The organism is Halobaculum roseum, from assembly GCF_019880245.1.
GTDB lineage: Archaea > Halobacteriota > Halobacteria > Halobacteriales > Haloferacaceae > Halobaculum > Halobaculum roseum.
Map to the genome: position 1 here is coordinate 255226 of NZ_CP082286.1, position 20995 is coordinate 276220.

Here is a 20995-nt window from a genome sequence, read left to right on the forward strand (position 1 = left end):
CGGCGCGCGGAGGTTAAGCGTGTCTGACTCCTCGGTGGCCGAGGGGCGTGGGCGACCGCGGGGACCCGGGTTCAGTTATCGACCCCTTGTCGGCGCGAAAGTCGCGCTTACCTTTCCGGGAGGACCGCGAGTTCCGACCCGATGCGTCCCTACACGCGACCGCTGCTCATCGCGACGGTGGTGCTCCTCGGGCTCGCGCCCGCCGTCGGCGCGGTCGGCGCCGGACAGCCCGGCCCCGCCGCCGGCGTCGACGCGGCCGACCCCTCCGCACAGGAATCGACGGTCACCCTCACGATCGCAGTGCAGACCCCCGAGGGCGATCCGGTCTCCGAGGCGGATCTCACCGCAACGTGGGAGAACGGCTCCGCGACGGCGACGACCGCCGGCAACGGGCGCGCCTTCGTCGACGTTCCCGCCGGCTCGACCGTCGAGATCGGCGTCGACCACCCGGAGTACGTCCGGAACGCGCCGTTCGTCGTCGACTCCGCCGACGAGGAGACCGTCCGGGTCACCGTCCGCGAACGGGGAAGCCTCACCGTCACCGCCGAGGACGATAGGGGAGATGCCGTCGCCGATGCGCGCGTCATCGCACGCGTCGACGGCGAGATCGTCGTCAACGGCCGGACGAACGACGACGGGCGCTTCACCACGGGAACGATCGAGCAGCGCGAGTACAGCCTCACCGTCGTCAAGGAGGGATACTACCGCGTCGTCCGCGACGTGCAGGTGGGCGACTCCTCCCGCGAGACCGTCGCGCTCGAGCGCGGCTCGGTCACCCTCTCGTTCGAGGTGGTCGACGACCGGTTCGACCCGGCCGAACCCGTCCCGGACGCGCAGTTGACGCTCGAGACGGCCGGAACGTTCCGGACGCTCCAGAACGGGGAGGCGACCGCGCAGGTCCCCGTCAACGCGGATCTCGACCTGGAGGTGACGAAGGAAGGATACGAGACCGTCTCGCGAACGGTTCGGGTCGGTGAGTCCGCGCGCCCGGTGTCGGTGAACCTCAGTCGGACGCCGACGCTGAACGTCACCGCTGTGAACGATCGGATACTCGTCGGCGAGCGCAACGTCGTCACGGTCACCGACGCGTACGGGGACCCCGTCGCGGACGCGCGGGTGCTCGTCGACGGCGAGGCGGTCGGCCGCACCGGCGGCGACGGGACGCTGACGGTCCGGCTCGACTCGGCCGGAAACCGCACGGTGGTCGCCGAGACGGACGATCTGACTTCGGCGCCGCTGACGATCGCGGCGGTCCGCGAGCGGACGGCGACCGCGTCGCCGACGGCGACCCCGACCGACACGCCGGCCCCGACGGCGACCGCCACGCCGACCGCGACCACGACGCCGCCGTCCGAATCGTTCGTCAGCTTCCCCGGCTTCACGTCGCTGTCGGCGGTCCTCGCGCTGCTGGCGCTTGCGGGTGCGGCCGGGCTCGCAGCCAGTAGACGGAACGAGTAGCGGCGACGTGAACGGTACCGGCGACCCCGGCGACGCCCGGGGTCGAGTCCCGGTGCTTACTCGTCGGTCCCTTCAAGGAACTCGATGACAGCGTCGGGGTCCGCGTCGAGCCCGCCGCCCTGCGCGAACGTCGGCGCCCCGCCGCCGCCCCCGCCGAACTCGGCGGTCACGCGGTCGACCACGTCGCCGGCGTCGACGGCGCCCGCGGACGCGACGACGACGAACGGCGCCGACCCGTCGCCGACCGCGGCGACCACGTCGGGCGCCTCATCCGCGTCGCCGACGACCGACTGCGCGGCGTCGCCGACCGCGTTGGCGTCGAACCCCTCGACGACGCCGATCCGCCAGTCGTCGCCGTCGCGGTCGACGGCCGGCAGGTCGCGGACGCGTCCGACGAGCACCTCCTCCCGCAGCGACGCGAGGTCGTCGGCGAGATCGTCGCGCTCGCTCGCGAGCCGTGTCACCGCGTCGGCGACGCCGTCGAGTGCGACCCCCGCCTCGCGGGCCGCCGCGCGGAGTTCGCGGTGCGTCTCGGCGCGGCGGCGGATCCCCGCGGGGCCGACGGCGAACTCGACGCGGGTGAGCCCCTCGCCGGGGTTCGAACGTTCGAGCACCGTCACGGGCCCGATCTCGCGGGTGTTGGAGACGTGCGTGCCGCCGCAGGCTGCCTCGTCCCACCCCTCGACGGTGACGACGCGGACCGAGTCCGCATCGGCCATCACGTCGTCCTCGGTCTTGTCGTTGAACGCGACGGCGTCGTCGCCGCGGGCGTCCTCGACTGCGCGGGTCTCCCACGAGACGGGCAGCGAGTCCCAGACCGCGCGGTTGACGAGCCGTTCGAGGTCGACGAGCACGTCGTCGGTGATGTCGGTCGAGGTCTCGAAGTCGACGCGGACCTTCTCGTCGGTGCTCGCGGCGTCGCCGCTCGCTCGCTGCTCCCGAGGAGCAGCGCTTATCCCGAACCCGCCGTAGCCCAGATCGTCGAGGAGCCGCCGTCCAGCGCCGTAGAGCACGTGGCTCGCCGTGTGGGCGCGCATGCAGTACGTCCGGAAGTCGTCGTCGACGACGCCAGCGACGGTGTCGCCGGCGGCGAAGTCGGGTTCGGCCGCGAGCGTGTGGACGACCGCGTCCCCGTGGGACTGTACGTCGGCGACGGGCACGCCGCCGAGCGTCCCCCGATCGGCGGGCTGACCGCCTCCCTCGGGGTAGAAGTACGTCTCCGCGAGGGTCACGTCGCGTCCGTCGACCGATCCGACCGTCGCCTCGAACTCCCGGACCTCGGGGTGTGCCGGCGCCAGCGAGTCGCTCATGGGCGGTGGTCGCCGCCGGGGGCGAAAAAGCGTGTGCCCGCGGCAGCGTCGGCCGGTCGCGTTTCGTTCGTGGACAGTCCGGTACCTCCCTTCGGTTGACCGCGTTCCATTCCTGGGCGGCTCGCCCGCAAGCTCGCCCCCCGATTACCGAGACGCTCGCTTCGCTCGCGTCTCGCCTTACTCGTCGACGAGCTTCACGTCGAGCACCTGCTCGATCCCCCGAACCGTCGACCCGCCGACGCCCGCGCGGGCCGCCCGTCCGTCCTCGACGGCGTGGATCTGCTCGGCGTCGACGCCGACCTCGGCCGCGAGATCCTCGGCGGTCATCCCCGCGTCCTGTCGCGCCTCGGTGACGACCTCGCCGTACCCCTTCACGAGGTACGGGAGGCGGTCCTCCTCGTAGTCGGTCCCCTCCTCCTCCCAGTGGCGCGAGTCGCCGGTGGAGGCGTCCATCGCCTTCGCGACGTTCTGCGCGGCGCGCTTCTTCCGGCTCGGCTCGTCGGCGTCGCGACCGGTTCCCCCGCCCCCGCCACCGCCGCCACCGCCGCGGCCACGGTCGGAGCCGCCGCTTCGGGCGTTGTCGTCGTGGGGCGCGCAGTCGCCGCAGACCAACAGCCGCGCGCCGGCGACGTTCGCCTCCGACAGGCTGGTGTCCTCGCGTCCGCACAGCTCGCACGCGTCGCCGTCGCCGCCGCCACCGCCGCTTCCGGTGGAGTACTTCGCCATGCTCCCTGCTACGTCCGCCGGGGGATAAAACCGTGTTCCGTGTTCGGAGGTGGTGCAACCGTCACCGTCGCCACGGGCGTTCGGTCAGACGACCCGGTTCTCCAGGTCGGTAACGTCGTCGCCTCCGGCGTCGCCGGCGGCTTCGGCGGCCTCCAGCCGCCCGACGTTGCCCGCGAGGATGTCGGCGACGCGCTCGAAGTACCGCGGCGTGTGCCCCGCGTTGTGCGGGGTGATCCGGGCGTCGTCGAGCCCCCACAGCGGGTGGTCCTCGGGGAGCGGCTCGGGATCGGTCACGTCGAGGAACGCCCCGCGGATCTGATTCCACCGCAGCGCGTACACCAGGTCGTCGGTGTCGACGACGGGCCCGCGGGCGATGTTCACGAGCGTCGCGTGCGGCGGGAGCGTCCGAAACGCCTCGCGGTCGATCAGGCCCTCGGTGGTGTCCGTCAGCGGGCACGCGAGCACGAGGTGATCCGTCCGCGCCAGCACCTCGTGGAGGTCGTCGAAGCCGTACACCTCGTCGACGGGGCCGCCCTTCTCGGGCGTGTACCGGACGCCGAGGGTCTCGACGCCGAACGGCTCCAATCGCTCGGCGACCGCCGATCCGATGGCGCCGAGCCCGACGACCGCCACCGTCGAGTCGTACAGCTCCCGGGTGCGGTACGCGCGCCACTCGCGGCGGTCCTGCTGGCGGGTCGCCCGGCGGAAGTCGCGCGCGAGCGAGACGAGCGCGCCGAGCACGTACTCGGAGATGTTCGGCGCGTGGACGCCCGAGGCGTTCGTGACGGCGACGCCGGCGTCCTCGAAGGCGTCGAGATCGAGGTGGCCCACGCCGGCGTACACGCCCGCGAAGAGGCGCAGCGACGACGCCTCGTCGAGATGTTCCTCGGCGGCTGCGCCCTCGCCGGTGACGATATCGGCGGTCCGGATCTGCTCGCGCTCCTCCGCCGGGGTTTCCGCGAGGACGACCTCGTGATCGGGGAGTCGCTCGCGCAGCAGCTCGGCGTACTCCGCGGCCGGGTGGCCGTGGATCTTCTGTCTGGTGACGACGATTCGCATGCGCGCCGCCACGACCGGCCCCGACTTAACCGCGCCGACAGCGGCGGACCACACCGCGTCCGCGACCTCCGGATCGCCGCGCTCGCCGGGGTCGCCGCGAGCGCCGACCGGGGATCAGTCGCCGGCGACGACCTCGTTCACGAGCGTTCCGACGCTCTCGTAGGTGATCTCGACCGTGTCGCCGGGCTCGACGAGGCCGGGATTGGCCGGCGACCCGAACGCGACACAGTCGCCCGCGCGGAACTCGAAGCGCTTCGAGAGGTACGAGACGACCTCGTGGGGGTCGAACAGCATCAGCTCGGTGTTCGCCTCTTGGCGGCGCTCGCCCGCGACATCCGTGTACATGTCCAGGTTTGTGGGGTCGACATCCGTCTCGATCCACGGTCCCAGCGGCCCGGACGCGGTGAACGCCTTGCGCGCGGTTCTGCCCTGCTGGTCGAGCGCGTCCACGTCGTTCAGCAGGGTGTAGCCGCGGACGGCGTCGGGGACCTCGTCGGGCGCGAGATCCGAACACGGCTCGTCGATCACGGCGACGAGTTCGCCCGCGTAGGTGAGTTCCCCCGTCCACTCGGGGTACGGGATCGGGTCGCGGTGGCCGACGACGGAGTGCGGCGGCTTGATGAAGAAGTCGGGCTCCTCGGGGCGCTCGTAGTCCATCTGGTCGAGCGTCGCCGCGAAGTTCCGGCCGACACAGAACAGCGCGTCGGGGCCACATGGCGCCAGCAGGTCCGCCTCCTCGACCTCGTACTCGGCGTCGTCGGTGACCAGCGTTCCGTCGCGGTACTCCCCCTCGCGGACCCCGTCGTCGGTGCGGGCGCGTGCGAGTCGCATGGGTCGAGTGGGCGGCGGACGGCGAAAAAGCGTTGCCGTCGCGGCGACGGCGACCGGCGGGCGGGAGGACGCCGACGCCCCCCGGTGCTATCGGTCGCTCAGTTGCCGACCTGCGTCGCGCGCTCGACCACGTCCGAGCCGTAGATCTCCGCCAGCGCGTCGTGCTGGTCCGGGCGGTGCTCGTACACGTCCTGGAACAGCGTGATCGGCGTCTGGGCGGCCTGATAGGTCGCCTCGTCCCACATACGGTCCTTGCTGAGGTCGATCTCGACGCCGTCGATGGACAGCGTCGCGGACTGGGTCATCGCGATGGCGCCCTTGCCGGCCTCCTTGGCCGCCTCGAACTCCTCCATCGACTCGACGATGTCGTCCATGCTCGGGACGTAGGAGGTGCGATCGAGCAGCTCCTCGCGGAGCTCGTCCTCGGTCAGCTCGTGCTCGTCGCCGTCGATCGCGAGCACGTACGAGCCGCCCGACTCCGACAGCGACACGCCGTCGCCGTCGTAGACTTCCCGGCCGCCCTCGCTGACGAGTTCGACCTCGCCGCCCCCGACCTCCAGGAGCCACGTGCCGTCCTTCGGGGGGAGCGGGGCCTTGTTCGCGACCTCGACCTGCTTGGGGGTGAGCGACCAGATACCGGTCATACCCTTCGCGCGGTTCGCCTCCATTCGCTCCTTGTACCCCTCCACGTCGCGGATGTTGTCGAACGGGCCGTCGACGGCGATGAGGCCGGCGGCGCTGGCGCCCTTCGAGGTGTTGTGGCGCAGCTCGGGCCACTCCGGCAGCTCGCCCGTCGGCGTCATCGCGCGCATGTCCTTCGTGTAGTCGACCTCGCCGTCGACGAGCAGGAACATGCGTTCGAGCGTGTTCGATGGCTTGCCCATCTCGTCGCGCACGCGATTGAGGGCGATCTCGGCCTCGCCGGACTCGACGATCACCGACATCGAGAGGCTCCCCTCCTCCAGCCCGTGCTCGGCCTCGATCATCTGGAAGCACTCGTCGGCCTTCTTCCAGTCGTCGATGTCGCCGACCTCGGGGATGACGAACCCGTCGATGTGGTCGACCGCGCCGTTCTCGGGGTCGGCGATCTCGCGCATGTACTCGAAGCCGGCGAGGCGCTTCTCGGCGTCGTCGCGGTGCCAGACGACGCGCGGGTGGATCTCCCCGGGGAAGTCGGCGCCGTGCTCGGCGACCACGTCGATGATGTTTCGCGCGCCCTCGTCGCGCATCGACGGCGCCGTCGCGTCCTCGTTGTCCGGCACCCACACGTCCGGCGCCTGGATGCCGCGAAGCCCCGCGGCGCTGCGGATCATCTTCGCCGAGTCGTCCTCCCCCTGGACGGCCGTCGGCGACGTGAAGAACGTTCGAACGAACTCGCGTTCGTACTTCCGTTGTACACTCATGTCTACCGGTTTCACCGTCCCCCGGTACTATCATAAACGTTCGTTCTAAACACAGTATTGCCCGCTGTGGACCCCGTCGCCGCGGGCGTGAGTGAGCTACTCCAGCGGCTGCACCAGTTCGACGGTGTGGCCGTCCGGATCCTTCAGGAACGCCGTCCGTGCGCCCGCCTCGGGCTGGTCGCCCGGCTCCTCCACGACGCCGTGGTTGTCGATCCGCTCGAAGGCGGCGTCGACGTCGTCCACCTTCACCGCGAAGTGGTCGTAGGCGGTCCCCTCCTCGAACTCGTCGGCCCCCTCGCTGTCGGACAACTGGAGTTCGACGCCGTTCTCGTCGGCGACGTAGAGGTTTCGCGTGTCGCCGTCGGCGGTCGTGAACTCCCACGAGCGCTCGAAGCCGAGGTTGTCCGCGTACCAGTCGGCCGCGCGCTCGGCGTCGGCGACGTTGAGACAGACGTGGATGAACGCCATGCGAGACTCCCGCGCACCCACGAGTATAATCGTTCGCGTCGGCGCAACCCACGCGGGAGCTGGGATCGGGGGCGCCGATCGGGCCGCCGGGTGGCAAATGTTGACAAAGGGCTTTTACACGATTGTTCCCTCGGATTCCCCATGGCAACTCACGACCCGGGGAGCGACGGACGCTGGGACACGTCCGCCGCGTCGCTGGGGTACGATCGACCCGACGTACGGGAGTACGCCGAGTTGGCGTCCGATCTGCGCGAGCGCGTGGCCGGCGAGGTACAGTTCGACGAGTACGCGCAGGTCTTGTACGCGACCGACGGCTCCATTTACCAGGCCGAGCCCGCGGGCGTCGTCTGCCCGCGCGACGCCGACGACGTGGTCGCGACCCACGAAGTCGCCGCCGACCACGGGGTACCGGTGCTGCCGCGGGGGACGGGGTCGTCGCTGGCGGGCCAGACCGTCGGCCCGGGCTGCGTCGTGATCGACACCACGCGCCACATGGACGACATCGTCGAGGTCGACGCCGAGGGACAGGAGGCGACGGTGCTGCCGGGCGTCGTACAGGACCACCTCGACGCCCGCCTCGCGGAGGACGGCCTGAAGTTCGCACCCGACCCGGCCTCCTCCGGCCGCGCGACCGTCGTCGGCGGCATCGGCAACAACTCCACCGGCGCCCACTCGGTGCGATACGGGATCACGGACGCCTACACCGAGGAACTGGATGTGGTGCTCGCCGACGGCACGCGGATCCACACCCGCGAGGTCGTCCTCGGCTCCGACGAGCACGAGGAGATCATCGACGGCGGGGGGATCGAGGCCGAGCTCTACCGCACCGTCGAGGGACTCGTCCGGGAACACGAGGCCGAGATCGACGAGAAGTACCCGAACCTGAAACGGTCGGTCTCCGGCTACAACCTCCACAAGGTGATCTACGAGACCGACGACGGCGAGGAGGTGATCAACCTCTCGAAGCTGTTCGTCGGCGCGGAGGGCACCCTCGGGACGATCGTCGAGGCGACCGTCTCGCTCGTGACGAAACCCGAGGAGACCGCGCTCGCGCTCTACTGCTTCGACGACCTCGTCGACGCGATGGAGGCGGTACCCGTCGCGCTGGAGTACCCCGTGAGCGCGGTCGAGTTGATGGACGACGAGGTGTTCCGGCTCGCCCGCGAGTCGACCGAGTACGCCCAGTACGAGGAGCCGATCCCCGACGGCGCGGCGGCGGCGCTGATGCTCGAGTGGGACTCGGAGTTGGTTGACGACTTCGAGGGAGCGATGGCCGACACCACCGAGGAGTTCGTTACCGACGGCGCCGCCTTCGACGTGCTGGAAGCCTATGAGGAGGACGAACAGGAGAAGCTCTGGAAGCTCCGGAAGGCCGCGATCCCGCTGCTGATGAGCCTGGAGGGGGACCCGAAGCCGTACCCGTTCATCGAGGACGCGACGGTGCCGCCCGAGGAGTTGGCCGAGTACGTGGGGGAGTTCGAGGAGGTACTGGATGACCACGGCACCTCCGCCGCCTACTTCGCACACGCCGGTTCCGGCACCCTCCACATCCGGCCGATCCTGAACCTGAAGGACGGGGAGGGGATCGAGAAGATGCACTCGATCACCGACGACGTGACCGACCTCGTGCTCGACCACTTCGGCGCGTTCTCCGGCGAGCACGGCGACGGCCTCGCGCGCACGGAGTTCAACCCCAAGATGTACGGGGAGGAGCTGTGGGGCGCGTTCCAGGAGCTCAAGTCCGCGTTCGACCCCGAGTGGCGGATGAACCCGGGCAAGGTCGTCTACGTCGACGGCGACACCGCCGATGAGCGCGGCTACCCCGACTCCGCCGCCGACACGGACATGCGCGAGAACCTCCGGTACGGCGCCGACTACCGATCGATCGAGCCGCAGACGGCCCTCGATTTCGACGACGAGGGCGGGTTCTCGCATCTCGTCGAACTGTGCAACGGCTGCGGCACCTGCCGGGAGACGGAGGGCGACGTTATGTGTCCGACGTACCGAGCCTCGGGCGAGGAGATCCAGGCGACGCGGGGCCGAGCGAACATGCTCCGTGCGGCCATCTCGGGGGAACTCTCCGAGGACGAGATCCACTCCGACCGCTTCCAGGAGGAGGTGCTCGGGCTCTGCGTCGGCTGCAAGGGCTGTATGTCGGACTGCCCGACCGGCGTCGACCTCGCGAAGCTGAAGGCGGAGGTGAAACACGAGCACCACGAGGAGGCGGGCGCGAGCCTCCGCGAGCGCGTCTTCGCCAACATCGACGCGGCCAGTCGGATCGGCAGCGCGCTCGCGCCCGTCGCCAACGCGGCGACGAAGCTCCCCGGCGCGCGAGCAGCGATGGAGAAGACGCTCGGGGTCGCCAGCGACCGTGAACTGCCGACCTTCACCAGGGACACGTTCCGGAAGCGGTGGGACCGCCGCGGCGGCGCCGCGGTGAGCGCCGCCGAAGCGGACGCGCGGGTCGTCCTGTTCCCGGACACGTACACGAACTACAGCATGCCCGACGCGGGGATGGCCGCCGTCGAGGTGCTGGAGGCGGCGAACGTCCACGTCCGCGTCCCCGACGACCTCGCGGCGTCGGGGCGAGCGGCGTTCTCGACGGGGTTCCTGGGGACCGCCCGCGAGCGCGCAGCCGAGAACGTCGAGGCCCTCGAACCGTTCGTCGAGGAGGGGTACTCGGTCGTGTTCGTCGAACCGTCGGACGCGGTGATGTTCCAGGACGAGTACCGCGACCTCCTCGACGGCGACGCGGTCGAGGCGGTGTCGGCCGCCAGCTACGGCGTGCTGGAGTACGTCGACACCGCGCGCCTGGACGAGGCCATCGAGTTCCGCGAGGCGCCCGAGCGCGGCGAGTCGATCGCGTACCACGGCCACTGCAACCAGAAGTCGCTGAACAAGGACCACCACGCGGTCGGCGTGCTCCGGCGCGCCGGCTACGACGTCGACCCGCTGGACACCACCTGCTGCGGGATGGCCGGGAGCTTCGGCTACGAGGCCGAACACTACGAGCTGTCGAAGGCGATCGGCTCGCTGTTGTTCGACGCGGTCGACGAGAGCCCCGCCGAGAGCGTCACCGCCCCCGGGGCCTCCTGTCGGTCGCAGTTGGGCGACCGCGAGGGGACGGACGAGCAGCCGCCCCACCCGATCGAGAAGGTGGCCGAGGCGCTGGCGGAGTAACCGCTACGAAGAGTCGGTCCTCCCGCGTTTCAGATCCAGCCCTCGTTCGCGAGCAGTTCGCCGTTGAGCAGCGAGGCGCCCGCGGCGCCGCGGATCGTGTTGTGCGCGAGGCAGTTGTACTTCACGCCCGCGGGCGTCGTCCGGACGCCGCCGGCGACGACCTGCATCCCGTCGCCGCGCATGCGGTCCATCCGGGGCTGCGGGCGCTCGGGCTGGTCGTCGCCGAAGACGTGGATGAGCTGATCCGGCGACGAGGGGAGGTCGGCGCTCGGGTACGACTCCATCGCCGCGCGCACGTCAGCGGGCTCGGGGTCGTCGGCGAGTTCGGCGAACACGTTCTCCAGGTGGCCGTCGATGGTCGGGATCCGGTTGCACGAGGCGGCGACCTCCGCCGAGTGGAGGCTGAGTTCGGCGCCGTCGAAGTCGCCGAGGAGCTTGCGGCTCTCGGTCTCCATCTTCTCCTCCTCGCCGCCGATGTGGGGGATGGCGTTGTCGATGATCTCCATCGAGGTGACGCCCGAGTAGCCCGCCCCGGAGACCGCCTGCAGCGTCGACACCTGTGCGCGTTCGAGGCCGAACTCGTCGAGGGCCGCCAGCGTCGGCACCATCGTGATCGTCGAGCAGTTCGGGTTCTTGACGAGCGCCCCGTCCCAGCCACGCTCGTCGCGCTGGACCTCGATCAGATCGAGGTGGCCCGGATTGATCTCGGGGATGGTGAGCGGCACGTCGTCGGCCATCCGGTCGTTCGAGGAGTTCGAGGAGACGACGTAGCCGGCCGCACAGAGGTCTGGCTCGATCTCCGCGGCGACGCCGGAGGGGAGCGACGAGAACAGCAGGTCCACGTCGTCGGGGATCTCCGCCGGGTCGGTCGCGCGGACGGTGATGTCCCGAACCGGCTTCGGGATGGCGGAGTCGAGACGCCACTTGGCCGCCTCGCGGTACGGCTTCCCCGCGGAGGCGTCGCTGGCGGTCAGACACGCGATCTCGAACTGCGGGTGGCCGTCGAGCAGCTGGATGAACCGTTGGCCCACGGCGCCGGTGGCGCCGAGGATGCCGACTCGATGAGTCATTGTGTGTCGGTGTGTCACACTCGAATAAGACCCTTCGGATACGCGCGGGCCCGGCGAGGATTGCCGCGGTCACGGTCCGTCGCTCAGGGGCGCGAGCCGCCGTGGTTCCGTCGGGTGCTCGGCCGCGACGACGAGGGATCGTCGGCCGTCGACCGTCGGCAACCAGCCGGCGGCGATCGGTCATCGGCGCGCGGTTCTCGATCCTCGTGAGCCGGCGACGGCGTCGACTACTCCGCGGCCGCGTCGAACGCCGCCTGCAGGTCCGTCTTCATGTCGTCGACGTGTTCGACGCCGACGGAAACGCGGATGAGGCCGTCAGTGAGGCCGGCGGCTTCGCGTTCCTCCTTCGGAATTGCCGCGTGCGTCATGGCCGCGGGCTGCTCGATGAGGCTCTCGACCCCGCCGAGGCTCTCCGCGAGCGTGAACACTTCCGTCTCCTCGACGACGGTGCTGGCCTGCTCCAGCGTGCCGTCGAACTCGAAGGAGAGCATGCCCCCGAAGTCGTCCATCTGCTCGCTCGCGAGGTCGTGTTGCGGGTGGGAGTCGAGCCCCGGGTAGTAGACGCGGGAGACGGCGTCGTGGTCGTCGAGCCACGCCGCCAGATCGCGGGCGTTGTCGCAGTGGCGGTCCATCCGAACGGGCAGCGTCTTCGTCCCGCGGAGCACGAGGAAGCAGTCGAACGGTGACGGCGTCGCGCCGACGGAGTTCTGATAGAAGCCGATGCGCTCGTCGAGGTCGGCGTCGTCCGTGACGAGCGCGCCGCCGACCACGTCCGAGTGGCCGCCGAGGTACTTCGTCAGCGAGTGAGAGACGATGTCGGCGCCGTGCTCCAGCGGACGCTGGAGGTACGGCGTGGCGAACGTGTTGTCGACGGCACACAGCGCGTCGTGCTCGTGGGCGATGTCCGCCAGCGCGTCGATGTCGTTGACGCGCATCAGGGGGTTCGTGGGCGTCTCGACCCACAGAAGTTCAGTTTCCTCGCGCATCGCGTCGCGGACGGCGTCGTGGTCGGTCGTGTCGACGAAGTCGAACTCCAGGTCGTACTCCTCGTACACCTGCGTGAAGATGCGGTGGGTGCCGCCGTACACGTCGTCGCCGGTGACGACGTGGTCGCCCGCCGACAGCAGGTTGAGCACGGTGTTGATCCCGCCCATCCCCGAGGAGAACGCGCGGCCGTACTCGCCTCCCTCCAGGGCCGCGAGGTTCGCCTCCAGGTCGGTCCTGGTGGGGTTGCCGGTGCGGCTGTACTCGTACCCGCGGTGGTCGCCGGGGCCGTCCTGCTTGTAGGTCGAGTTGGCGTAGATGGGCGTCATCAGCGCGCCCGTCTCCGGATCCGGACTCTGACCGGCGTGGATCGCGGTCGTCTCGATGCGGAACCGGCTCTCGTCGCCGCCGGCGTCGACGTCGTCCGCGTCGTCGTGGTCGCTCATACCCGGGGCGACGGTACCGGTCCGTGTGATTCTTGCCATTCGGGCGTCGCCCTCGCGGACGTCGGTCGCCGCCCACTGCTCCCGGCGCCTGCAGACCGCTCCCGGTCGCCGAACGCTCCCGTTCAGCGACACACAGGCTTCGTCGTTGGGGGAATCACAAACACCTTGCCACCCGGACCCGGATCCACGGGTATCAGGTGATTTCGTGACCGAGAAACGCGAGTACACGGACGACTACCCCGAGAAGACGCTGTACATCCCCGGGCCGACGGAGGTCCGCGAGGACGTGATCGAGGAGATGGCCCAGCCGATGTTCGGTCACCGGATGGACCGGATGACGGACCTCTACACCACCATCGTCGAAGACACCAAGGACTTCCTCGGCACCGATAACGAGGTGATGATCCTGACGGCCTCAGGGACGGAGTTCTGGGAGGCCTCCACGCTCAACCTCGTCGACGAGAACGTCCTCGTGCCGACCTGCGGGAGCTTCAGCGAGCGCCACGCCAACGTCGCCGAGCGCCTCGGTAAGAACGTCGACCGCCTGGAGTACGACTGGGGCGAGGCGATCAAGCCGGAGGACATCCGCGAGCACCTCGAAACGAGCGACACGCACTACGACGTGGTCGCGACCGTGATGAACGAGAGCTCGACCGGCGTCCGCAACCCGATCGAGGAGATCGGCGACGTGATCGCCGAGTACCCGGACACGTACTTCGTCGTCGACGCGGTCTCCGCGCTCGGTGGCGACTACGTCGACATCGACGCCCACGGCATCGACGTGATCTTCGCGTCGACGCAGAAGGCGTTCGCGATGCCGCCGGGACTCGCCGTCTGCGTCGTCAGCGACGAGGCGTACGAGCGCGAGGTCGGGAAGGACTCGGCGTCGTGGTACGGCGGCTTCCAGCGCGCGCTGGACTACTACGACCGGAAGGGACAGACCCACTCGACACCAGCGATCCCGATCATGCTCGCGTACCGCAAGCAGATGAAGTACATGCTGGAGGAGGGTCATACGGGGCGCGACGCCCGCCACCGCGAGATGGCCGAGTACACCCGCGAGTGGGCGTACGAACACTTCGACATGTTCCCCGAGGAGGGGTACGAGTCGCAGACGGTCGCGTGCATCGAGAACACGCGGGGCATCGACGTGGCGGCGACGATCGAGCGGGTGAGCGAGGAGTACGACATGGCGTTCTCGAACGGCTACGGGTCGCAGTTGGGCGAGAAGACGTTCCGCATCGGCCACATGGGCGAGCACGACGTGGAGTCGATCAAGGAACTGACCGACGCCATCGAGGACGTGGCCGGACTGTAAGCTGAACAGTCTCCCGTCCCGATATCCTCGGACTGCTCCCGGTTCACTCCAATCGTCCGAGTTCGCCCCGGCGTTCGCGCTGCATGATGCCGGCGGCGAAGAACCGAAGTTTCTCGACGAGTTCCGCCTCCGTCTCGTAGGTTTCGACCCGCAGGTCCCATCGCACTCGTGCGGATCGGATCATCGCACTCGTCACGTCGTCCTCGTGGACGAACACCAACCGGTCCCCGTGCGTCTCCGAAAGCGCCTCGAGGATGCTTCCGGCTTCCTCCCCGACGCCGAAGTTGTGCCCGAGGAACGGGAGCACGAACGCCGTCGCGTTACTGCATCCCGTGTATTCGATGCTCTGTGTCGCCGCGTCCACCTCGTCGGTGTCCACATCGACATCGAGGGCCAGAAACGCGTTCACACCCGGCGTGACCCGGAGCTCGCCCTGTATCCGTCGCAGGAGTGCCTGAGCGGCGTCGATGTCGTCCTTGTTCCGGAAGAGCCGACGCAACGGTCCCGGGAGGTCGTCGACATCGATCTCGCGCTGCTCCTCCTCGCTCAACACGTAGTTGAGGTTGAAGGACTTGTACGGACCCATCAGGTAGAAGAGGAACCGATCGTATTTCACGTGGCCCAACCGCTCGACGATCAGGTCTCGTGTGATCTCTACCGTCACGCTCGACTGTGCTCGTCTGCAGTATTTAAAATAAGGTGTTTTTGAGAATATTCGGCTTGAGAAGTTCTAAGAGTCACTCCCCCGTACACCCGAGTAAGATGGCGACGAACCACTCCGAGGCGGTCGGTGGTCGGGTCCCGGAGGACCCGGAGGATCTGCTCCCGGAAGAGAGCGTTCTCACGCTCGATGAATACCTCGCGATGCACGCTGCCGTCGGACACCGCACTCGCTATGAGATCCTCTACCGCCTCGTCCACACCGGATCGATGAGCCCGACGGAACTGGAAGCCGCGCTCGACATCGACGACAGCACCCTCCACTACCACCTCAACAAGCTCGTCGAGGTCGGGCTCATCGAAAAGCGGCAACGGACCGAGCGTGGGCAGGACGGCCTGTACAGCTACTATCGGGCGACAATCTTCGGCGAGGTGACGCTCACGGAGGGGGTCGACGAGTTGATCCGCGGCGAACGGGAGTTCGACGAGCTGTACGACAGTTCGACCGACCGCTAACTCGAAGCGGCTACACGGCGGACGAAGTGTCGCCCGGAACACTAACGAGCCGGCGTCATCCCGTGGCGGCGTGCCGCGTCGGCCGGTAAACCCTCGTGCCGGGCGTCCGCGATCGCGGCTCGCGGCGGGCCGTGTGTCGCGCGCCCGGGTTCTCCGCACCGTCATCGCACCCTGGCGGGTCTACTGGGGCGGGGACTGAAGGCGCGCACTCACTGATAGCGGCCGGCGGTACAAACCGCTACCGGAGGAACTTCGAGAGTCGGTCCCTGAGCGAGGAGTCCTCGCCCAGCTTCAGGTAGAACGCGTCGCCGCCGTCCTCGTAGTAGTTCTCGATGCGGCGGACGACCTGAAAGCCGATGTGTTTGTAGAAGTTCAGCGCCGCCTCGTTCGTCGTCCGCGCGTGACACGACACCGAGCGATTCTCCTCGGCGACCTCGGCGACGAGGCGCTCCCCGTACCCCCGTCCCCGGACCCGCGGCGCGACGGCCAGAAACAGGATGTAGCCGTCGCGGCGCGACGCGGCCAGCCCGACGAGTTCGTCGTCCTCGACGAGCAGGTGGCACTCCGCGCGCTTGTAGGCGTTCATGAAGAAGCCGCGCCGCTGCTTGAGGACACCCTCGTGCTCGCGGATCTCCTCTTTCAGCGCCCAGGCGGCCTCCGCGTGCTCGGCCTCCCCCGGGGGGTCCATGCGCTTTTCGACGTTGACGCTCACGCGAGAGGTTCTACTGCTGAAGCGCATTTAACTCCACCGTCGGCGGCGCTCTCCGCCGGACGTGCGCTCGTCGTCGCCGACAGGCCTGCACCCGCTCCGGAAGCAGTACCGTTTTTATTCCCGTCGCTCGACGAGGTGGGTAATGCCGAGTTGGTCTCCCGACCGGCTGAGCGGGTCGATCGTCGGGCCGGTCCGGAGCGCGTTCGTCACCGGCGTCGCGGTGGTCGTGCCGCTGTTGCTCTCGCTCATCGTCCTCGCGGTCGCCGGCCGCTACGTCTACCAGTACCTCGACCTGTTCTCGACGCTGGTGCTCGACCTCAGTCCGAGCGCCCGGTACGTCCTCTCCGTGTCCGGGGTCAGGCTCTCGCTCACCGAGGAGGCGCTGATCGAACTCCTGACGCCGTTGGTGTTGGCGTCGCTTATCCTGACTGTCGGGCTGTTCATCAACGCGTCGCGGTTCGGGGCCCTCGCGGTCGACTACTTCGACGCCGCGGTCGCGCACGTCCCCGGCATCGGCGCCGTCTACGAGTCGTTCCGGCAGATGTCCGACGTGATGATCAACGAGGACGCACAGAACTTCCGCGACGTGAAGCTCGTCGAGTTCCCCCACGAGGGGGCGTACACGCTCGGCTTTCTCACGACCGAAACGCCGGACCCCCTCCGCGAGCCCGCCGGACACGACCGGATGTTGACGCTGTTTCTCCCGCTGGCGCCGAATCCGGTGATGGGAGGGCACCTCGTCCACATGCCCGCCGACCGCGTGATGGACGTGGACATGACCGTCGAGGAGGGTCTCCGCGCGGTCGTCACGAGCGGCGTGGCGGTGTCGGGCGGGTCGGGCGCGAGCGACGACGGGCTCTCGGCTCGACAGCTCCGAACGCTCTCCCGGGTCGAACACGCCGACCAGCGCCTCCATCCCGAGGCGGACTCCCCGGATATCCGGCGCTCCGAACCGGAGGCCGCCGAACGAGCGGACGAATGGGACCGACAGGTCGACCTGACGCGCTCCGAGACGCCGACCGACGTGGCTCGACGGACGCGCGCACAGCGGGACCCGATCGAGGGGGACGACGAGGAGGATCTCGACGACCGCCAACCGTACTCGCTGTACGGGAACTCGGAGGCGACCTCGACGCCGGCACGGGAGGCCGGTCGCTACGATGTGGAGTCCGACGGGAACGAGGAGGTCCCCGAGCACGACGCCGACCGGCCGTCCACGGAGCGCGACGGCACCGACTCCCCGCCGGCCGCGGAACAGCGGGGCGGCGAGGGAACGGCTGCTCGGGCGGACGGGGACGAGGAACTGGATGACGACCGCGCCCACGACGACGGCGATCATGATCGAGGCGACGAGTAGGTTAACAGCCGGCGGCGCGAACCCGATATCGAACCCGTGAGCGACGACCCCGATCGACCCCTCGACGCTGAGGACGACCCGGACGATCCCGCCGCCGCCGACGATACTACCGCCACTGCCGACCACGACGCCGGCGCCGTCGACGCGCATGGTCGGTTCGAACTCCGCGAGCACACCGCCGACGTGGCCGTCGCGGCGACCGCGGACTCGCTGGGCGGGGTGTTCGCCGCCGTGGCGGAGGGGCTGACCGCGGCGATGTGCGACTCGTTCCCCGCGACCGGCGACCGGTTCACGTTTCGCGTCCGCTCGGAGTCGCCGGAGGCGGCGCTGTTCGACTACCTCGACGAGTGCATCTACGAGCGGGACGTCCGCGGCGTCTTGCCGGTCGATCACCGGGCGACCGTCCGCGTCGAGGGTGACGAGTGGGTCGTCGAAGCGAGCGCGCGGGGCGTCCCGCTTTCGGCCGTCACCGCGCGGGACGTGAAGGCGGTGACGTACTCGGAGATGGAGCTGGCGGAGACCGACGACGGGTGGCGCGCCTACGTCGTCTTCGACGTCTGAACCCCGACCTCGTGGTCGACAGCTACTCGCCGACTTCGGAGAGGTCCATGTGAACCGGTCACAGGACTTACCATCGCGGCGCCCGGATCGTGAACGATGCGCCCGCGTTCTCGACACATCCTCGCCGCCGCCGCCGTGCAGCTCGGCACGCTCGTCACGTTCGTCGCGGCCGCGTCGGGAGTCGCCGCCGCACACGTTGAGTACGTGACCGACGCCGACAACGGCGACCCGATCGCGTTCCTCACGTCGGCGTTGTCCGACCCGGTCGTCGTGCTGGCGCTCGGCGCCGGCGGCCTCGCCGTCGTCGGGACCATGGCGGGGTATCTCCGCGTTCAGCCCCTCCGGGCCGACGTAGCCGCGATCCGGCGCGCGCTCGTCGACTACGCCGACCTGCTCCCCTGGCTGCTCCGACTCAGTATCGGGCTGCCGATGGTCGGCGCCGGCTTCGCGGGCTACCTGTTCACGCCGCTGGTCACGGCGGCCGACACCGGGGTTCCGGTCCGCCTGTTCGGCGTCGCCGTCGGCTTCGCGCTGCTGTTCGGCCTCGCGACGAGGTTCGTCGCGGGAGTCGCGTTGGCGTCGTATCTGGCGTTGCTTCCGGTGCACCCCTCGCTGTTCTTCGCCTTCGAGTACGTCGCCGGCCTCCTCGCGATCGTTATCGTCGGCGGCGGGCGCCCGAGCGCCGACCACGTCATCGCGCGACTGGCCGCGAACGACGAGACGGTGTACTCCCGGTTCGATCCGTTCTACCGCCGGATCGCTGTCCCCGCGGGAGAGGCCCTCGACCCGTACCGACGGTACGTGCCGACGGTCGTCCGGATCGGGATGGGTATCGTCTTCGCGTACCTCGCGCTCGCCGAGAAGCTCCTCGCGCCGAACCAGGCGCTCGCGGTCGTCGAGCAGTACGGGCTCTCGACGCTGTTACCCGTGCCGCCGGAGCTGTGGGTGCTCGGTGCCGCCGTCACGGAACTGTTCCTCGGAGTCCTGCTCGTGGCAGGGCTCTTCACGCGGGCCGCGTCGACCGCGGCGTTCGTCGTGTTCACCACCACGCTGTTCGGGCTCGCGGACGACCCGGTACTCGCGCACATCTCGCTGTTCGGCCTGGTGTCGGTGCTGCTCGTCACCGGGGCCGGGCCGTTCTCCGCCGACCTGGCCGTTTTCCGGTCGCCGAACGAACGAGGAGCACCCGAGATGGGGCCGGACGCGGTTCGCACCGCCGCATCCGGGGGGTCGGGGGCGTCCGGGACGCCACGGTCAGTCGAGCGGTCGGCCGACCGCGACCCGGGTGACGCCGACCGGTAGTAACGCTATTCCGTCCGCCAGCGGGAGAGACGTACATGACCGACACGCCCGAAACCCGCGAGTACGACGGGGTCGAACTCCGGAAGGTCCGCGAGTTCGTCTGGGAGATCCCGCAGGAGGGCGGAATGAACGCCCCCGCACGCGTCCTCGCGAGCGACCCGCTCCTCGAACAGATCGCCGACGACAAGACGCTCCAGCAGCTCCGCAACGCGACGCATCTGCCGGGTATCACGACCTACGCCGCGTGCATGCCCGACGGCCACCAGGGGTACGGGTTCCCCGTCGGCGGCGTCGGCGCGACGGACGCGACCGACGGCTGTATTTCCCCCGGTGCGGTCGGCTACGACATCAACTGCGGCGTCCGGATGGTCCGGACGAACCTCACGTACGAGGACGTGCAGGGCAAGGAGGAGGAGCTCGTCGAGAGCCTCTTCGCGAACGTCCCCTCGGGCCTCGGCGGCGGCGGGATCGTCGAGGGCGACGCCGACACCGTCGAGGCGGTACTCGAACGCGGGATGGAGTGGGCACTGGAGGAGGGGTACGCGACCGAGGACGACCTCGCCCACTGCGAGGACGAGGGGCGCCGGCCCGACGCGCGCCCGGAGTTCGTCTCCCAGAAGGCGAAGGACCGCGGCCGCAACCAGCTCGGCAGCCTCGGCTCGGGGAACCACTTCCTCGAGGTCCAGCGCGTGACCGACGTGTTCGACGAGGCGGTCGCCGATTCCTTCGGCCTCGCGGAGGACCAGATCGTCGTCCTGATCCACTGTGGCTCGCGTGGACTCGGCCACCAGGTGTGCACGGACTACCTTCGGAAGATCGAGAAGCGCCACGGCGAGCTGCTCGACCGGCTGCCCGACAAGGAGCTGGCGGCCGCGCCCGCCGGCTCGGAGCTGGCCGACGAGTACTACGGCGCGATGTGCGCGGCGATCAACTTCGCGTGGGTGAACCGGCAGCTCATCACCCACCGGACCCGCCGCGTCTTCGAGCGCGTGTTCCGCGCGGACGCCGACGAGCTCGGGATGGAACTGCTGTACGACGTGGCGCACAACATCGCGAAGAAGGAAGTCCACGAGGTCAGCGTCGACGACGACGGTACCGCCGTTCCCACGGAGGACGCCGTCGCTCGCGAGGAGCGCGAGCTGTACGTCCATCGCAAGGGCGCGACGCGCGCGTTCCCGGCCGGCCGCGAGGAGGTGCCGGCCGCCTACCGCGACGTGGGACAGCCGGTGATCATCCCCGGGAGCATGGGCGCCGGCAGCTACGTGCTCGTCGGCGGCGACGAGTCGCTCGCACAGACCTTCGGCTCGACGGCCCACGGCGCCGGGCGCGTGATGAGCCGAACCGCCGCCAAGCAGGAGTACTGGGGCGAGACCGTCCAGGACGAGCTCCGCGACCAGGACCACATCTACGTGAAGGCCCAGTCCGGCGCCACCGTCGCCGAGGAGGCGCCCGGCGTGTACAAGGACGTCGACGAGGTCGTCCGCGTGAGCGACGCGCTCGGCATCGGCGACAAGGTCGCGCGAACCTTCCCCGTCTGCAACATCAAGGGGTAGCTCCTCGGCTCCGCTGAGGGTGGGCTGACAGGCGACGCCCCGCAGCGACCACGGCACGCGGCGTCGCACACCCGCGCTCGC

General features: G+C 69.5%; 17 protein-coding genes and 1 pseudogene. 8 read left to right on the top strand and 10 right to left on the bottom strand.

All coding sequences use genetic code 11. The features are described from left to right. The first annotated feature begins 141 nt into the window (after positions 1-141). Positions 142-1458 carry a carboxypeptidase-like regulatory domain-containing protein gene (locus tag K6T36_RS01360; RefSeq protein ID WP_222922265.1) on the top strand — a complete coding sequence of 439 codons (1317 nt, stop codon included), beginning with the start codon at positions 142-144 and terminating at the stop codon, positions 1456-1458. A 56-nt stretch (positions 1459-1514) separates the two neighbouring features. On the opposite strand, the gene K6T36_RS01365 is transcribed toward K6T36_RS01360, so the two are convergent. From K6T36_RS01365 to K6T36_RS01390, 6 genes are all read right to left on the bottom strand, one after another. After that, the gene (locus K6T36_RS01365; RefSeq protein WP_222922266.1) at positions 1515-2768 is read right to left on the bottom strand and encodes an alanyl-tRNA editing protein; all 1254 of its coding nucleotides are present in this window, start codon (positions 2766-2768) and stop codon (positions 1515-1517) included. 177 nt (positions 2769-2945) lie between these two features. After that, positions 2946-3494, bottom strand: coding sequence for a helix-turn-helix domain-containing protein (locus K6T36_RS01370; RefSeq protein WP_222922267.1), 549 nt, complete (start codon positions 3492-3494; stop codon positions 2946-2948). An 84-nt stretch (positions 3495-3578) separates the two neighbouring features. Beyond that, on the bottom strand, positions 3579-4553 hold the full coding sequence (locus tag K6T36_RS01375; RefSeq protein WP_222922268.1) for a D-2-hydroxyacid dehydrogenase: 975 nt from the start codon (positions 4551-4553) through the stop codon (positions 3579-3581). Positions 4554-4667: 114 nt separating this feature from the next. Beyond that, positions 4668-5384, bottom strand: coding sequence for a fumarylacetoacetate hydrolase family protein (locus K6T36_RS01380; protein WP_222922269.1), 717 nt, complete (start codon positions 5382-5384; stop codon positions 4668-4670). Between the two features lie 98 nt (positions 5385-5482). Continuing rightward, positions 5483-6787: a malate synthase AceB gene (gene aceB / locus K6T36_RS01385; RefSeq protein WP_222922270.1), complete on the bottom strand. Its 1305-nt coding sequence runs from the start codon at positions 6785-6787 to the stop codon at positions 5483-5485. A gap of 96 nt (positions 6788-6883) precedes the next feature. Then, positions 6884-7255: a VOC family protein gene (locus K6T36_RS01390; RefSeq protein WP_222922271.1), complete on the bottom strand. Its 372-nt coding sequence runs from the start codon at positions 7253-7255 to the stop codon at positions 6884-6886. Between the two features lie 141 nt (positions 7256-7396). Between K6T36_RS01390 and K6T36_RS01395 the strand changes: the two genes are divergently transcribed. Next, positions 7397-10435: an FAD-binding and (Fe-S)-binding domain-containing protein gene (locus tag K6T36_RS01395; RefSeq protein ID WP_222922272.1), complete on the top strand. Its 3039-nt coding sequence runs from the start codon at positions 7397-7399 to the stop codon at positions 10433-10435. Positions 10436-10464: 29 nt separating this feature from the next. Here K6T36_RS01395 and asd read toward each other — a convergent pair whose 3' ends face one another. After that, positions 10465-11505: an aspartate-semialdehyde dehydrogenase gene (gene asd / locus K6T36_RS01400; protein WP_222922273.1), complete on the bottom strand. Its 1041-nt coding sequence runs from the start codon at positions 11503-11505 to the stop codon at positions 10465-10467. A gap of 227 nt (positions 11506-11732) precedes the next feature. Further along, complete coding sequence (locus tag K6T36_RS01405) at positions 11733-12935, bottom strand: cystathionine gamma-synthase (RefSeq protein ID WP_222922274.1); 1203 nt, start codon at positions 12933-12935, stop codon at positions 11733-11735. A 205-nt stretch (positions 12936-13140) separates the two neighbouring features. On the opposite strand from K6T36_RS01405, the gene K6T36_RS01410 reads away from it, so the two are divergent. After that, positions 13141-14253 carry a pyridoxal-phosphate-dependent aminotransferase family protein gene (locus tag K6T36_RS01410; RefSeq protein ID WP_222922275.1) on the top strand — a complete coding sequence of 371 codons (1113 nt, stop codon included), beginning with the start codon at positions 13141-13143 and terminating at the stop codon, positions 14251-14253. Between the two features lie 43 nt (positions 14254-14296). On the opposite strand, the gene K6T36_RS01415 is transcribed toward K6T36_RS01410, so the two are convergent. Then, a complete protein-coding gene (locus tag K6T36_RS01415) occupies positions 14297-14917 on the bottom strand; it encodes a DUF7509 family protein (protein WP_222922276.1) in 621 nt (206 codons plus the stop codon). A 98-nt stretch (positions 14918-15015) separates the two neighbouring features. On the opposite strand from K6T36_RS01415, the gene K6T36_RS01420 reads away from it, so the two are divergent. Beyond that, positions 15016-15429: an ArsR/SmtB family transcription factor gene (locus tag K6T36_RS01420; RefSeq protein ID WP_222922277.1), complete on the top strand. Its 414-nt coding sequence runs from the start codon at positions 15016-15018 to the stop codon at positions 15427-15429. A 238-nt stretch (positions 15430-15667) separates the two neighbouring features. Here K6T36_RS01420 and K6T36_RS01425 read toward each other — a convergent pair whose 3' ends face one another. Further along, positions 15668-16141 carry a GNAT family N-acetyltransferase gene (locus K6T36_RS01425; RefSeq protein ID WP_222922278.1) on the bottom strand — a complete coding sequence of 158 codons (474 nt, stop codon included), beginning with the start codon at positions 16139-16141 and terminating at the stop codon, positions 15668-15670. A gap of 142 nt (positions 16142-16283) precedes the next feature. Here K6T36_RS01425 and K6T36_RS01430 point away from each other — a divergent pair, with 142 nt between their 5' ends. The 4 genes and pseudogenes from K6T36_RS01430 to K6T36_RS01445 all read left to right on the top strand — a co-directional run bounded on the left by K6T36_RS01430 (position 16284) and on the right by K6T36_RS01445 (position 20914). Next, positions 16284-17498: a DUF502 domain-containing protein gene (locus K6T36_RS01430; RefSeq protein WP_222922279.1), complete on the top strand. Its 1215-nt coding sequence runs from the start codon at positions 16284-16286 to the stop codon at positions 17496-17498. A 156-nt stretch (positions 17499-17654) separates the two neighbouring features. Further along, positions 17655-18059 (top strand): annotated as a pseudogene (locus K6T36_RS01435) (archease); the annotation flags it as partial. 96 nt (positions 18060-18155) lie between these two features. Beyond that, the gene (locus K6T36_RS01440; protein ID WP_222922281.1) at positions 18156-19361 is read left to right on the top strand and encodes a DoxX family protein; all 1206 of its coding nucleotides are present in this window, start codon (positions 18156-18158) and stop codon (positions 19359-19361) included. A 35-nt stretch (positions 19362-19396) separates the two neighbouring features. Beyond that, on the top strand, positions 19397-20914 hold the full coding sequence (locus tag K6T36_RS01445) for an RtcB family protein (protein WP_222922282.1): 1518 nt from the start codon (positions 19397-19399) through the stop codon (positions 20912-20914). Positions 20915-20995: the final 81 nt, after the last annotated feature.

What these genes read in the sequence shown, in the direction of transcription:
- K6T36_RS01370 (WP_222922267.1), bottom strand. Translation starts at nt 3,494, where the DNA reads ATGGCGAAGTACTCCACCGGAAGCGGCGGTGGCGGCGGCGACGGCGAC.
- K6T36_RS01380 (WP_222922269.1), bottom strand. Translation starts at nt 5,384, where the DNA reads ATGCGACTCGCACGCGCCCGCACCGACGACGGGGTCCGCGAGGGGGAG.
- K6T36_RS01405 (WP_222922274.1), bottom strand. Translation starts at nt 12,935, where the DNA reads ATGAGCGACCACGACGACGCGGACGACGTCGACGCCGGCGGCGACGAG.
- asd (WP_222922273.1), bottom strand. Translation starts at nt 11,505, where the DNA reads ATGACTCATCGAGTCGGCATCCTCGGCGCCACCGGCGCCGTGGGCCAA.
- K6T36_RS01375 (WP_222922268.1), bottom strand. Translation starts at nt 4,553, where the DNA reads ATGCGAATCGTCGTCACCAGACAGAAGATCCACGGCCACCCGGCCGCG.
- K6T36_RS01420 (WP_222922277.1), top strand. Translation starts at nt 15,016, where the DNA reads ATGGCGACGAACCACTCCGAGGCGGTCGGTGGTCGGGTCCCGGAGGAC.
- K6T36_RS01360 (WP_222922265.1), top strand. Translation starts at nt 142, where the DNA reads ATGCGTCCCTACACGCGACCGCTGCTCATCGCGACGGTGGTGCTCCTC.
- K6T36_RS01390 (WP_222922271.1), bottom strand. Translation starts at nt 7,255, where the DNA reads ATGGCGTTCATCCACGTCTGTCTCAACGTCGCCGACGCCGAGCGCGCG.
- K6T36_RS01440 (WP_222922281.1), top strand. Translation starts at nt 18,156, where the DNA reads ATGCGCCCGCGTTCTCGACACATCCTCGCCGCCGCCGCCGTGCAGCTC.
- K6T36_RS01395 (WP_222922272.1), top strand. Translation starts at nt 7,397, where the DNA reads ATGGCAACTCACGACCCGGGGAGCGACGGACGCTGGGACACGTCCGCC.
- K6T36_RS01430 (WP_222922279.1), top strand. Translation starts at nt 16,284, where the DNA reads ATGCCGAGTTGGTCTCCCGACCGGCTGAGCGGGTCGATCGTCGGGCCG.
- K6T36_RS01445 (WP_222922282.1), top strand. Translation starts at nt 19,397, where the DNA reads ATGACCGACACGCCCGAAACCCGCGAGTACGACGGGGTCGAACTCCGG.
- aceB (WP_222922270.1), bottom strand. Translation starts at nt 6,787, where the DNA reads ATGAGTGTACAACGGAAGTACGAACGCGAGTTCGTTCGAACGTTCTTC.
- K6T36_RS01365 (WP_222922266.1), bottom strand. Translation starts at nt 2,768, where the DNA reads ATGAGCGACTCGCTGGCGCCGGCACACCCCGAGGTCCGGGAGTTCGAG.